Genomic DNA, 14,205 nt, shown 5'->3' with positions numbered 1-14,205 from the left:
TGAGGATTAATCATCGTATCTCCCTCACTTTCCTGTTGACTCTTCAGGCAACATCCGGCATTTTCTATCTAGACGTCTAAACGTATAGACGCTTATTATAACGAAGCAAAAACAGTGATCGATAAGAGGCGGACAGGGTATGAGTTTTTATCACGCAAACCAGCGGGAAGCGCTGAATCAGAGTCTGGCAGAGTTAAATGGCCAGATTAACGTGTCGTTCGAGTTCTTCCCGCCGCGCACCAGCGAGATGGAAGATACCTTGTGGCAGTCGATCGATCGCCTGAGCAGCCTCAAACCCAAGTTTGTATCTGTGACCTACGGTGCCAACTCGGGTGAACGCGACCGTACCCACAGCATCATCAAGGGGATCAAAGAGCGTACTGGTCTGGAAGCTGCCCCTCACCTGACCTGTATTGATGCCAGCCCGGCGCAACTGCGTGAGATCGCGACCGATTACTGGAACAGCGGTATCCGCCATATTGTCGCGCTGCGCGGTGATTTACCGCCAGGCGGTGGCAAGCCGGAAATGTATGCGACCGATCTGGTCACGCTGCTCAAAGACGTCGGCGACTTTGATATTTCTGTCGCGGCCTACCCGGAAGTGCATCCGGAAGCGAAAAGCGCCCAGTCAGACCTGATCAACCTGAAACGTAAAATCGATGCCGGTGCCAACCGTGCCATCACCCAGTTCTTCTTCGACGTAGAAAGTTATCTGCGTTTTCGTGACCGCTGTGTGACTGCTGGCATCGACGTAGAAATCGTGCCGGGCATTCTGCCAGTGTCCAACTTCAAGCAGCTCCAGCGCTTTGCCACCATGACCAACGTGCGGGTGCCAAGCTGGATGACCAGCATGTTTGCCGGGCTGGATGACGATGCGGAAACCCGCAAGATGGTCGGTGCCAATATCGCCATGGATATGGTGAAGATCCTGAGCCGCGAAGGGGTCAAAGATTTCCACTTCTATACGCTCAACCGTGCGGAAATGAGCTACGCCATCTGCCATACCCTGGGCGTGCGCCCTAGTGCGGTGGTTGGCTGATAGATTGCGGTTGCCGTTGCGGCAACCGCGCCAACATCAAGGAACGGTCGGGTGCGTGAGCATCTCCAGGAACCACTGCCGGAATCCTTCGACATCGATTTCCAGACAGACTTCGGCATTGGCTGGCAGTTTCAAACGATTGGCCAGATCGACGCAGGTCGTTCCTCTGGTCAGTTCACCTTGCGTCTCTACCGCCACATGGCAGGTCTGAGTGGTAAACAACTCCGGTTTTGCCAGATAGGCCAGAGCGCATAGATCATGCATTTTCAGCCCACGGCTCATACTCCCACCCCGATAGTGTTGGAACAGGCTATGCAGCATGGCCCCGGTGCGGTTCAGCGTGGGTAAGCTGGCGATCATCTCGGCGGTGAGCGTAGCCCGGTTGGTGACGTCCAGCCCGCACATCACAATCGGGATACCGCTGGCAAACACCATGCTGGCGGCCTCGGGATCCACGTAGATATTAAACTCCGCGTTTGGCGTATGGTTGCCACGGCCAGCGGAGCCTCCCATCATGACGATCCGCGCGATGGATGGCTTACATTCCGGGTAGAGCGTGAGCAACAGGGCAATGTTGGTTAACGGACCAATCGGCACCAAGACGATAGGTTCCTTGCTGGCCAGCAGCAGGTCACGCATCACTTCGACGGCATGACCGTCAACGATCTGCCGTGTTGGCTCCTCAAACGCGTACCCATCCAGGCCAGAGTTGCCGTGAATATGGCTGGCATCTTCCAGTTTACGTACCAGTGGAGCCGCTGCCCCGCGAGCTACGGGCGTGGACGCGCCCAGGAAATGCAGTAGGCGCAGCGCATTGTGGGTGGTTTTATCCACGCTGACGTTGCCCGCCACCGTGCTCACCAGGCGCAGGTCGATTTTTGGATGAAACAGTGCGGCAACCAGCGCGACGGCATCATCGATACCGGGATCGGTATCCAGGATCATGGCAATAGGTGCAGAGCTAGAGGACATAATATCTCCCATACAGGATGGATCAGGCGTTAGCGCTGATGGTCAAAATAGCTGGCGATCTGCGGCAGATCTGCGCCACTCGCCAGAGCTAGTTGCAGTAAAACCCGGGACTTCTGCGGGTTGAGGAAGCCTGCGCCGATGGCGAAGGACTTGGTGCTGACATAGCCTGCACCGGTACGCGTGGACATCACCACCGGGATACCTTGCTGGTGTAGCTTGCCAATGGCCGCCTCCATATTGGTAGACACGTTCCCGTTGCCATTACCGGCGATGACAATGCCTTTGGCACCGCTCTTTAGGGCCGCATCCAGGATGGCGGTGTCCTGAGCCTGGTAGGAATAGAGTATTTCAACCTTCGGCAGGCTGGTGAGTTTACTGACGTCAAAATAGCGTTTATCGATCGGCTGGGCGGCGGTGTAATAGAATTTGGGTTGCCCGCTGACAAACAGCCCCAGATAGCCGGGCTCCGTGGCTTTAAAGGTGTCCAGCGTGGTGGAGTTGGTTTTGCTGGTGTAAAAGGCGGAGCCGATGCGGTCGTTTAATACCACCAGCGTTCCCCGGTTTTCTGCCTGCTTGGCCGTGGCTAACGTCACCGCTTCCAGCAGGTTCATTGGGCCGTCCGCACTGATGGCCGTTGCCGGGCGCATCGAACCGACCATCACCACCGGTTGCTTGCTGTTCACGGTTAAATCGAGGAAGAAGGCGGTTTCTTCCAAGGTATCGGTGCCGTGCGTGACGACGACGCCCTGCTGCCCCTGTTGGTTCAACAACTGATTGACTCGCTTGCTCAGGGTAAGCAGAACCTGGTCATTGACGTCGCCGCTGATGGTATTGGAGATTTGCTCGCCTTTCACCTCTGCCACCTGCGCCATTTCAGGCACGGCGGCGATCAGGGTATCGATGCCGACGGCCCCCGCCTTATAACCAGTGGTGTCCGTCTTGGAAGCTGAGCTGCCCGCAATGGTGCCGCCGGTCGCCAGGATAGTGACTTGGGGTTTACCCGTCTGTGCGGCTACCGGTAGGGCGAGTATCGTGCTTGCCAACAGAACGGCCAGTGTCGATTTGTTCATTTCTCTCTCCTTGGAAAATAGGCCGCGTTAATGGGCCAGCAAGAGGCGCTCAAGCAACTGGGTGAAGACGGTATAGCCAGTGAACAGCTGGTCTTCGTCGATATCAAACTCGGATTGGTGGTGGCCCGCCTTCAGATCGGAGCCAATCACAAAGTAAGCCGCTTTGCCGCCGTGAGACTGCACCCGCTTGATCAACACGGTGGCATCATCGCTGCCGTTAAAATTCATGCTGCGCTGCACGTGTTCCACCGAAGGGATGTCTCTGACAATAGCCATAATCAGCTCGGTCATTTCATCATCGGGCACGAAGTTGACTGCTTCCCCCATGATCTGGGTTTCGAGCTGTACGTCAAAGCTGAGCGCGGCCCCCTGGGCGCGGCGCATCGCTTCTTCATACATGAAGTTATTGATTTTTTCGTTCTCGCCTCGCACTTCGACCTGCATTTGCGCATGGCTTGGGATGACGTTGCGCCCTTCGCCGCCGTGTAACACCCCGACGTTAACGCGCGTCATACCCTCGCCGTGTGTCGGCAGGCTAAGGAGTTGCAGCGTGGTGTGGCAGGCCGCTGCCAGGGCGTTTTTCCCCAGATGGGGCTCCATACCGGCATGGGCGGCTTTGCCTTGGAAGCTCATATCGATCTTCAACGTCGAGAGGAATTTCTCTGGCGCAGCCACGATGGTGTTGCTGGGGATGTCACAGCCCAGATGGCCGCAAGCAAAAAAGTCCACATCGTCCAGAATGCCGCTTTCAGCCATTGGACGCGCACCCCGCACGCCTTCTTCCGCCGGTTGGAACAGCAGCTTGACGCAGCCATGCAGTTGGTCACGGTGATCCATCAACCATTGCGCCACGCCGAGTCCTATCGCCATGTGGCCGTCGTGGCCGCAGGCATGCATGAATCCAGGTTGGTTAGAGGCGAAGTTTTCCTGTTGTGGCGTATGGGACGTACAGGTCGACTCCTGCACGTTGACGCAATCCAGTTCAAAACGCAGTGCTACCACTGGGCCAGGCCTGCCGGTATCGAAAACCGCGGCGCAACCGGTGTAATCCCCAATCCTTTGCAGAATGTCTTCATCAATGCCTGCGGCTTTGGCGGCGGTCTGGGAGTTCTTTACCGCCTGCAGATTGTAGCCGCGGACGAAGTCGGGATTGATAACCTGTGTCCCGGTTAATACCTGATGCCCCATGGATTCCAGCGTCTGGATCACGCGGGCGGTGGTGGCAAATTCGGTCCAGCCGGTTTCCGGGTAAGCATGAAATTGACGCCGCCAGTTAATCAGGGTGCGGGGGTCGATAGTGCTCATGGTCGTCTCCTCAGAATGAATAGCGGATCAGCGTGAAAATCAGGGTGGCGACAAACCCGACCAGCAATGGCACCGAGGTTCTTTTGACCACCTCAATCGGGCTGACTTTGACTACTGATGCCACGATGATCACCACCGCAGAAACTGGTGATATCGCACGGATCAGGTTTGAGGTCAGCTGCATAGGCAGGGCAATCATGACCGGATCGACGTGAGCCTGATTGGCAATGGACGGAATAAGCTCAATAAAGGAGTAGAACACCGCATTACCGCTACCGCTGATCAGCGTGATCAGCGCGGTCAGGCCGGAGAAGATAAACATCAGGCCGATCCCGGCGTTATTGACCTCTTTAACCAGTGAGGCCACGGTGCTGATGGCTCCGATGGCGGTCAACCCGGCCACCAGGGTACTGGCAGCCACGATCAACACCACCACCTGTGAGAAGCCTTGCCCCATGCCGGTGAAGAACAGCGACGAGTTTTTCATTTGTTCGTGCAGGTCGCCTTTGCGGATCAGCTCCACAATAAAGGCCAGCGCAAACGAGAACAGGGTGATTTCCACCAGGCCGATTTTGATCTGGCGGAAGAACAGGCCAAATACCACGATCAGGAATAACGGGATCAGCGGAAACAGGGCGTAGTAAGCCGGAGGGAGCTGGCTGTTGGTGGTCAATTTGCTTTCATCGATGTCGGTAAACGCGGCTGCGCCCTGGCGCTTATCCATGTACTTTTGCCAGAAATAGTGCGCGATGCCGATAATGACCAGCACCGGCAGTGAGATAACGGCATGGTGCATAGTGACGTAGTCCACCACGTGCTCGAAACCCAGGATTTTGGCTGCGACCACATTATCGCCACCCAGCGGTGTGGGTACGATGGTGGCGGTGGTGGCAATGACCCCGGCGGCGCTGAGCGAGGACATTTTTGCCACCCGCAGAATGGGGTAAAGCGTGGCCATTAAAATCACGGCGAGGGAGGCGGCGCTGGGAATAATCAACGACAACAGTGACCCTATCCAGAATACGATCGGCACCAGAATATAGGGGGAGCGGATCTTTGCGATGGGTTTTGACATGATCTTAACCGCGACATCGTTTGCGCCAATGTGCGACATATAAGCGGAAAAGCCGAACAGCACCATGATGATGATGCCTGCCCGGCTAAACTGCTTGATGAAATCCAGCTCGATTTGTTTTAACGGATCCAACCAGACGGTGCCCGTTCCTGCCCCGGCACTTAAAATAGGTAAGCCCAAGGTGGCCGCCGCCAACATGAGTACGATCCCTGCGCTAAACAGCACCAGCTTGGTGTCGTAGTTCTTGGCAATGGCGTAACCGGCCACCACGAGCACTGCCAAGCTGATTATTAGTGCTACATCCATTTGCTTCCCCTGTCATCATCAATCTTCATGATAAATATCTTTCTGTGAAGATACTTTTAAGAAGGTAAGATTTTTGTCTATTACCTGCAACGAATAGTACCGGTAATTTTGATCTTAACTGCATTTATTGTGAATTCCTGATTGGGAAAAGCATTGGGCATTTACTATGCACAGAAAGTATCTTAACGTGAAGATAAATTCTCTGCGGATGTTCTGCCTACGGATAAGTCACCAGCATGAAAAAATTCTCTTTAATTGGCGTTTTGTTAACATTATCTGCTGCTTTCTTGTGGGGCACGGTGGGAACGGCGCAAAGCCTGGCACCCGGCTCGGCATCGCCTTACTGGCTCGGGGCACTGAGGTTGGTATTGGCCTGCCTGTTCTTCCAACTGCTGTTTGCTTACCTCCAGGCCAAAAATACGGCGACGACCAGCGCCGAAGGGCAACAGGTTGCGGCACAGCGCCATTTGTACTGGGGGTTTGTAGTCGGTGCCGGGGTGTGCATGGGGCTATATAATCTGGCCTTCTTTGCCGGGGTAAAAGCCACAGGGATTGCCGTGGGCACCGCCACGACGATAGGCAGCGCGCCGATCTGGGCTGGTTTGCTTGAGGCCGTCTGGTTGAGAAAGTCACCGAGCGCATTGTGGTGGGGAGGGGTGTTGTGTGCCACCAGCGGCGGGATCTGGATGGTGCTTTCGCAATCGGCTTCCTGGGTGATTAACCCGGTCGGGCTGATGACCTGTCTGGGGGCCGGTTTTTGCTATGCGCTGTATACCTTGCTCAGTAAGCGGCTGGTGGCCATCGCGTCACCGTTAACCATCACCAAACACACCTTTGCCATTGCCATGCTGATCGCCGTGCCGGTGGCCTGGGGGATGGCGGGTACGCCGTCACTGACCTTGCCAACCTGGTTGATCATCGCTTATCTGGGGATTTGTACCACCGGTATCGCCTATCTGCTGTTTACTCTGGCATTGAAGCACATGAGTGCGGCGACCTGCGTTGCCTTGGGATTATTTGAGCCGATTGTGGCCTTTGCGTTGGCCATCATGGTGGCAAGAGAGCCCATCAGCATGCTGGCCTTTGGTGGGTTATGCCTGATTTTAGCCGGGCTGTGGTTGGTATTGCGCGGAGAGAGCGCACCCAATCAATAGACGCCCTCACCCTAACCCTCTCCCCCAGGAGAGGGAACCGATCGAGTTGGCCGGAAAGGAAGGGGGCATACCTTGGATGCAGGACAATTACGGTGGGTAAAACATGTTAAAAAGTGTTCACCATGTCCTTGAACACCTGTCTACTCTATCCCCGGCCTGTACTGAGGGGACGTTATAGCTATTTGATATTACGATATTTTTCGAAGCTGCACGGGCTGATTCAGTACTCCGGCCAGCTCCCTCTCCCTGTGGGTGAGGGGCAAGGGTAATTCTGGCTAACGTTAGCCGAGTGACATCAGGCTGATTTGGTTTTTTCGTTCAGCTGTGATTTTTGCGAGAGGATCAATTTTTTCAGTAGCTCCGCCAACTGGTCTTGATCTTCTGCGCCCAGCCCCTGGATCAAGGCTTTTTCGATTGCCACATGGGTTTCTACCGTTTCCAGGGTTAATTTCCGACCTGCCGGAGTGATTTTAACGATCACGCCACGCCGGTCCGAAGGGTCGGGCATACGGACAATATATTTTTTATTTTCCAGGCGATTAATCCGGTTGGATAAGCCACCGGAGGAAATCAGGATTTTCTCTTGCAGATCTTTGGGAGAAAGCTGGCGGTCGGGGTTGCGGGCCAGGGCGGCCAGCACTTCGAATTCACCAATCGTCAGGTTATAGCGTGCGAAGTTGGCATCGACAAACTGCGAGATATAGTGGCTCATGCGCACAATTCTGGCGATCACCGGTAGGCCAGACAAATCTAAAGTGGGTACCGTGTCTAACCATTCCTGGATTAAACGATCAACGAAATCTGTTTCAGTGACATTGGTCTTATCGCCCATCTATCTTATCTCTTCCTGACTGGATTCAACGCATATACCCGTCGCCTTTCAAGCTGCAGCGTTGTTACCTGCACTTACCCACCCCAATAGTAAGCTCCTGGGGATGGGTAAGCTTGTCGCCTAGCTGCAACTTGAAATTCATAGGGTATAACCAAGGCAAAAGGTGCGGCCAAACGGAGCATGGACTCAAAATGAGTGTCAGCAATAATAGCATTGATAGCCCGCCGTGAGTGACGGATGGGACAAAAATCCGCAGATTAGAATGAGGATAACCGGGGGGAGAATAAGCACCGACGCCGATCGCATCGGTGCTTGCTGCAAAAGATGAAGCAATATTAGCCGGTGTTGCGCATCCCGGCCGCCACGCCAGCAATAGTGACCATTAGAGCCTGCTCAACGCGGGCATCCGGATGCTCCTGCTGGCGCGAACGGTGCAGCAGCTCGGCCTGCAATACGTTTAGCGGGTCGGTGTAGACGTTGCGCAACGCGATAGATTCGGCGATCCACGGCAGGTCTTCCATCAGATGGTCGTCGTTGGCAATAGTCAGCACCGCCTTGATATCGCTGGCCAATTGATCACGCAACTGTTGGCCGAGCGGCCACAGGGACTTGTCTACCAGACGCTGATCGTAGTATTCCGCCAGCCACAGGTCGGCTTTGGCGTATACCATTTCCAGCATCGCGATACGGGTAGAGAAGAACGGCCAGTTGTGGCACATGGCTTCCAACTGGTCCTGCTTGCCAGCTTTCACCGCTTCCTGCAGGCCAGCACCGGCACCCAGCCAGGCTGGCAGCATCAGGCGGTTCTGCGTCCAGGCGAAGATCCACGGGATAGCGCGCAGGCTTTCAACACCGCCGTTCGGGCGGCGTTTGGCCGGGCGTGAACCCAATGGCAGTTTCCCCAGTTCCTGCTCTGGCGTAGCGGCGCGGAAGTAAGGTACAAATTCTGGGTTTTCACGCACGTAACCGCGATACATGTTGCACGAGGTTTCGGACAGTTCATCCATCAGCGTGCGCCATTCTGGCTTAGGCTCCGGCGGTGGCAACAGGTTGGCTTCCAACACCGCACCGGCGTACAGCGCCAGGCTGCTGATGGTGACTTCTGGCAGGCCGAATTTAAAGCGGATCATCTCGCCCTGTTCGGTCACGCGCAGGCCACCTTTCAGGCTGCCTGGTGGTTGTGAGAGCAGAGCGGCGTGCGCAGGTGCGCCACCACGGCCAATTGAGCCACCACGGCCATGGAACAGCGTTAGCGCCACTCCGGCCTTCTCACAGGTTTTGATCAGTGCGTCCTGTGCACGGTATTGCGCCCAGGAGGCAGCCATCACGCCAGCATCTTTTGCCGAGTCGGAATAGCCGATCATGACCATCTGTTTGCCCTGAATAAAGCCGCGATACCAGTCGATGTTCAGCAACTGGGTCATCACGTCTTCGGCGTTGTTCAGATCGTCGAGGGTTTCGAACAGTGGGGCCACAGGTAGCGCGAATGGGCAACCAGTCTCCTTCAACAACAGGTGCACGGCCAAGACGTCGGACGGGGTACGAGCCATGGAAATGACGTAGGCGGCGATCGAACCTTGTGGCGCTTCGGCGACCACCTTGCAGGTTTCCAGCACTTCCTGAGTGTCTGCACTCGGCTCCCACTTCAGTGGCACCAGCGGACGCTTGGAGTTCAGCTCACGGATCAGGAATGCCTGTTTGTCGGCTTCTGACCAGCTCTCATAATCCCCCAGGCCCAGATAGCGGGTCAGTTCGGCAATGGCTTCGGTATGGCGAGTGCTTTCCTGGCGCACGTCGATACGCACCAGCGGTACGCCAAAGCAGCGTACGCGGCGCAGCGTGTCCAGCAGTTGGCCGTTGGCAATAATGCTCATGCCACAGGCCACCAAAGATTGGTAGCAGGCGTACAGCGGTTCCCACAACTGCTCGTTATTTTCCAGCAGGTCGTGTGGACGCAGGACGCGTTCGCCTTTCAGGCGGCCTTCAAGATAGGCCTGGGAGCTCATCAACTGGCTGCGCAGTTGCTTCATCAATTCGCGATAAGGTTCTTGTACTTCGTCACCGCCGGCAAGTTCGCGCAGCTCAGGAGTACATTCGGTCATCGACAGCTCGGAGACCAGCACCTGAATATCACGGGTGAACAGATCGCAGGCCTTCCAGCGGCTCAGCAACAGCACGTGACGGGTGATTTCAGCGGTCACGTTCGGGTTACCGTCGCGGTCGCCACCCATCCAGGAGGTGAAGCGGATAGGTACGGCTTCTACCGGCAGGCGGTAATCGATGGAGTTTTCCAACTGTTCGTTGAACTCGCGCAGGAAAGCCGGTACGCCTTCCCACAGGCTGTTTTCCACCACGGCAAAGCCCCATTTGGCTTCATCGACCGGGGATGGACGATTTTTGCGGATCTCGTCGGTATGCCAGGATTGCGCGACCAACTGGCGTAGACGGCGCATGATTTTATTACGCTCGTAGTCGGCCAGGTCGTTATGATCCAGCTGGCTCAGACAGGTGTTCACCTCAACCAGCTTGTGGATCAGGGTGCGGCGGGTAATTTCCGTTGGGTGAGCGGTCAGGACCAGCTCGATGGAAAGATCGTCCACCGCCTTTTGCAGCTGTTTGTTATCCAGCTTGTTGTCTTTCAGCTTGGTAAACAACTGCGCCAAGGCTTCCGGGTTGCTGGCCGCTTCGCCGTGCGGTGAGATGCTGTGGTATTGCTCGGCAACGTTGGTCAGGTTGAGGAATTGGCTGAAGGCGCGGGCAACGGGCAGCAGCTCATCGTTGGACAGGTTCTGCAGCGTGGAGAGCAGCTCCTGACGATGCGCCTCGTTACCGGCACGTGAAGATTTGGAAAGCTTACGGATAGTTTCAACGCGATCGAGAATATGCTCGCCCAGCGCTTCTTTAATGGTATCGCCTAGCAGTTTGCCGAGCATACTGACATTACTTCGCATTGCCGAATATTGTTCGTTCATATAATCCCTGACCCAGTTCTTTGTATACTTATCATCCTCCGATCGCGGTGTTTTTCGCCACGACCTGAACACGATGAGTACGTGATTTTTCATCTTGTAAGTAAATTTCACGTGCCGACGCAGACCGCCGGTTTTATCTGGTCACGTGCCTGTCCAATCATCAATTGACACTATTTTTAGCAAAAAAACATCAAATTCGGCGCATTTTCTGAAATTTAATTACGCGCTGCCGGTTATCAGTCTGGCTTATCGGCATAAATTACTACGTCTTAATAGGTAGGGAATGGTAACCCATTCCCCTGTTGTTACTAAGGTTTATTGCCGGCAGAAATGGTCGACCAACTGACCCAGCAGCTTACGCGTTGGCTCAATAAACGCGGTATCCAGATATTCGTCCGGCTGGTGTGCCTGGTTGATCGAACCAGGGCCGAGCACCAGCGTTGGGCACACTTCCTGGACGAACGGCGCTTCGGTGCAGTAGTTGACTACTTCGGTGCGTGCACCCAGCAGTTTTTCAATCACCGCCACCATGTGATGGTCGGTAGGGCATTCGTAGCCAGGGATCGGCGGATGTAGCTCATCGATCGTCAAGCGGCCCGGCCAACGTTGGCTTACCGGCGCCAACGCTTCTTGCAGGAGTTCGTTGATGTTATCCAGCGTCATCCCCGGCAGCGGGCGGATATCCATATGCAGTTCACAGCAGGCACAGATACGGTTAGCCGCATCGCCACCGCTGATATGGCCAAAGTTCATGGTTGGGTAAGGCACCGCAAACGCCGGGTTGTTGTAGCGCTCCTGTAGCGTTTTGCGCAATTCCATCAGATGCCCGATGGACTCATGCATCAGATCAATGGCATTGACGCCGCGCGCCGGATCGCTTGAATGGCCCGACTGGCCAACGATGCGGATCGCACTGGAGATATGGCCTTTGTGCGCACGCACCGGTTGCAGCGAGGTTGGCTCGCCGATGATGGCAAAGTCCGGGCGGATTTTACTGGAGGCAGCAAAGTAACGTGCACCAGCCATCGTCGTTTCTTCATCAGCGGTGGCCAAAATGTACAGCGGCTTAGTCAGCTTGCTGGCATCGATATCGCGTACCGCGTCTAGGATAAAGGCGAAGAAGCCCTTCATGTCGGCAGTACCCAGCCCGTACAGCTTGTTGTCGTGCTCGGTCAGGGTAAAGGGATCTCGCGTCCAGCGCCCCTGATCGTAGGGCACCGTGTCGGTGTGGCCCGCCAGCAGCAGGCCGCCGCTGCCTTCACCGAGGCTAGCCAGCAGGTTGAATTTGTTGCGGGTATCCGGCACGGGCTGCACGTCGACGCGGAAGCCCAAATCGTTGAACCAGCCGGCCAGCAAGTTGATTAATGCTTCATTACTCTGATCGAGGGCACCATCGGTGGCGCTGATCGACGGAGTGGCGATCAACGCCCGGTACAGCTCAATAAATGGAGGTAATTTCATCTTCACTGTTGACAGCCTTTGGTTAGGATAGTATCAATATTCATGCATTTATTTTGAATAAAAATACAGTAAGCTAGAGCGTAAGGGAACCTGTAACCCGGATGTTGATAAAAACATCACGCTCAACCACGTGGGTGAACCGCGCAACAACGCGACCAAGCCCTGCTACCAGGGTCGCCGTGACTCTTAGATTGCTAGCCAAGAAGGTGAAAGGCCACATGTTGAATACGCTGATTGTTGGTGCCAGCGGTTATGCCGGAGCAGAGCTCACGGCTTACCTGAATCGCCACCCACACATGAACATAACCGCTTTAGCGGTTTCAGCGCAAAGTGCAGATGCAGGAAAATTGCTTTCCGAGCTGCACCCTCAATTAAAAGGCATCGTCGATCTGCCATTACAGCCGCTGGTTGACGTTGCCGCCGCGGCCAAAGGCATCGACGTTGTTTTCCTCGCGACCGCCCATGAGGTGAGCCACGACATCGCGCCAGCATTCCTGGCTGCCGGTTGTGTGGTGTTTGATCTCTCCGGTGCCTTCCGCGTGCAGGATGCTGATTTTTATCAACAGTATTATGGTTTTACACACCAGCATGCCGACTGGCTGGCGCAGGCAGTTTACGGCCTGGCGGAGTGGCAGAGCGAAAAACTCAAGCAGGCGCAGCTGATTGCCGTGCCGGGCTGCTACCCAACGGCGGCGCAGCTGGCGCTCAAACCGCTGCTCGACAAGCAATTGCTGAACCTGGATCAATGGCCGGTCATCAACGCCGTCAGCGGTGTGAGCGGTGCAGGGCGTAAAGCCAGCGTCACGACCAGTTTCTGTGAAGTCAGCCTGCAACCTTACGGCCTATTCAATCACCGTCATCAGCCAGAAATTTCTGCTCATCTCGGGGTGCCGGTCATCTTTACGCCACACTTGGGTAACTTCCCGCGGGGTATTCTGGAAACTATTACCTGCCGCCTGAACAAGGGCGTCACCGCGCAGGACGTGGCGGCGGCTTATCATGCGGCTTACGACGATAAACCGCTGGTACGGCTGTACGACCAAGGAGTGCCAGCACTGAAATCCGTGGTGGGCCTGCCGTTCTGTGATATCGGCTTTGCCGTGCAGGGCGAGCATCTGATCGCCGTAGCCGCAGAAGACAACCTGTTGAAAGGCGCGGCGGCCCAGGCGGTGCAGTGTCTGAATATCCGTTTCGGCTTCCCGGAAACCCAATCCTTACTTTAAATCAGCGTGAGTAAACAGCAATGAATCCATTGATTATCAAACTAGGTGGCGTGCTACTGGACAGTGAAGAAGCGCTGGAGCGTTTGTTTACCGCGCTGGATGTCTATCGCCAGGAACATCAGCGCCCGCTGGTGATCGTCCACGGCGGCGGCTGCGTGGTGGATGAATTGATGAAACAGCTCTCCCTGCCGGTAGTGAAGAAGAACGGCCTGCGTGTCACTCCAGCCGATCAAATCGACATCATCACCGGCGCACTGGCAGGAACGGCGAATAAAACCCTGCTGGCCTGGGCGGTGAAGCACAAAATTAATGCCGTTGGCCTGAGCCTGGCAGACGGTGGCAGTGTTGCGGTAACTCAGCTGGACCCAGCGTTGGGCCATGTGGGCCATGCAGTACCAGGAACACCTGCGCTGCTCAATACCTTGTTGGGCGCTGGCTACCTGCCAGTGGTCAGCTCCATCGGCATTACTGCCGAAGGGCAACTGATGAACGTGAACGCCGATCAGGCTGCGACGGCCCTGGCCGCCACGCTGGGGGCGGATTTAATCTTGCTGTCGGATGTCAGCGGTATTCTCGACGGCAAAGGGCAGCGCATTGCGGAAATGACCGCACAAAAAGCCGAGCAACTGATTGCTCAAGGCATCATTACCGATGGTATGGTGGTGAAGGTCAATGCGGCGCTTGATGCTGCACGTACCCTTGGCCGCCCGGTAGATATCGCCAGCTGGCGTAATGCCGAAAAGCTCCCTGCTCTGTTTAATGGTGTGTCGATTGGCACCCGGATCCTCGCTTAAAT

Annotated in this window: 11 protein-coding genes; 4 read left to right on the top strand and 7 right to left on the bottom strand. The window is 55.6% G+C overall.

Annotation, left to right across the window (positions count from 1 at the left end):
- The first annotated feature begins 139 nt into the window (after window positions 1-139).
- Window positions 140-1,039: a methylenetetrahydrofolate reductase gene (gene metF / locus WN53_RS06990; protein ID WP_024482869.1), complete on the top strand. Its 900-nt coding sequence runs from the start codon at window positions 140-142 to the stop codon at window positions 1,037-1,039.
- A 36-nt stretch (window positions 1,040-1,075) separates the two neighbouring features.
- Here the strand turns inward: metF and rihC are convergent, their stop codons facing one another.
- Genes rihC through dcuC form a run of 4 tightly spaced genes read right to left on the bottom strand, consistent with a single transcriptional unit; the run spans window position 1,076 to window position 5,767 of the window.
- Window positions 1,076-2,011, bottom strand: a complete 936-nt coding sequence (rihC, locus tag WN53_RS06985) for a ribonucleoside hydrolase RihC (protein ID WP_037411278.1) — start codon at window positions 2,009-2,011, stop codon at window positions 1,076-1,078.
- Window positions 2,012-2,040: 29 nt separating this feature from the next.
- Complete coding sequence (locus WN53_RS06980) at window positions 2,041-3,081, bottom strand: type II asparaginase (RefSeq protein WP_024482867.1); 1,041 nt, start codon at window positions 3,079-3,081, stop codon at window positions 2,041-2,043.
- Between the two features lie 27 nt (window positions 3,082-3,108).
- Window positions 3,109-4,386, bottom strand: coding sequence for an amidohydrolase (locus tag WN53_RS06975; RefSeq protein ID WP_024482866.1), 1,278 nt, complete (start codon window positions 4,384-4,386; stop codon window positions 3,109-3,111).
- Window positions 4,387-4,396: 10 nt separating this feature from the next.
- Entirely contained in the window at window positions 4,397-5,767 is a 1,371-nt protein-coding gene (dcuC, locus tag WN53_RS06970) for a C4-dicarboxylate transporter DcuC (protein WP_024482865.1), read from the bottom strand.
- Window positions 5,768-6,003: 236 nt separating this feature from the next.
- On the opposite strand from dcuC, the gene WN53_RS06965 reads away from it, so the two are divergent.
- Window positions 6,004-6,921, top strand: coding sequence for a DMT family transporter (locus WN53_RS06965; protein ID WP_024482864.1), 918 nt, complete (start codon window positions 6,004-6,006; stop codon window positions 6,919-6,921).
- A gap of 295 nt (window positions 6,922-7,216) precedes the next feature.
- Here the strand turns inward: WN53_RS06965 and WN53_RS06960 are convergent, their stop codons facing one another.
- The 3 genes from WN53_RS06960 to argE all read right to left on the bottom strand — a co-directional run bounded on the left by WN53_RS06960 (window position 7,217) and on the right by argE (window position 12,186).
- Complete coding sequence (locus WN53_RS06960; protein ID WP_021181904.1) at window positions 7,217-7,753, bottom strand: MarR family winged helix-turn-helix transcriptional regulator; 537 nt, start codon at window positions 7,751-7,753, stop codon at window positions 7,217-7,219.
- Window positions 7,754-8,088: 335 nt separating this feature from the next.
- Window positions 8,089-10,725 carry a phosphoenolpyruvate carboxylase gene (ppc, locus tag WN53_RS06955; RefSeq protein ID WP_024482863.1) on the bottom strand — a complete coding sequence of 879 codons (2,637 nt, stop codon included), beginning with the start codon at window positions 10,723-10,725 and terminating at the stop codon, window positions 8,089-8,091.
- A gap of 315 nt (window positions 10,726-11,040) precedes the next feature.
- Window positions 11,041-12,186: an acetylornithine deacetylase gene (gene argE / locus WN53_RS06950; protein ID WP_037411277.1), complete on the bottom strand. Its 1,146-nt coding sequence runs from the start codon at window positions 12,184-12,186 to the stop codon at window positions 11,041-11,043.
- Between the two features lie 218 nt (window positions 12,187-12,404).
- Here argE and argC point away from each other — a divergent pair, with 218 nt between their 5' ends.
- Together argC and argB are read left to right on the top strand one after the other, a co-directional pair.
- Window positions 12,405-13,409 (top strand): N-acetyl-gamma-glutamyl-phosphate reductase, encoded by a 1,005-nt coding sequence (argC, locus tag WN53_RS06945; RefSeq protein ID WP_024482861.1) that lies wholly within the window; start codon window positions 12,405-12,407, stop codon window positions 13,407-13,409.
- Window positions 13,410-13,429: 20 nt separating this feature from the next.
- A complete protein-coding gene (gene argB, locus WN53_RS06940; protein ID WP_021181908.1) occupies window positions 13,430-14,203 on the top strand; it encodes an acetylglutamate kinase in 774 nt (257 codons plus the stop codon).
- Window positions 14,204-14,205 lie beyond the last annotated feature (2 nt).

It is taken from the genome of Serratia fonticola, from assembly GCF_001006005.1.
Taxonomy (GTDB): Bacteria; Pseudomonadota; Gammaproteobacteria; order Enterobacterales; family Enterobacteriaceae; genus Chania; species Chania fonticola.
The sequence above is the reverse complement of the archived record's forward strand: the minus strand, read 5'-3'. Positions and strand labels throughout refer to the sequence as shown.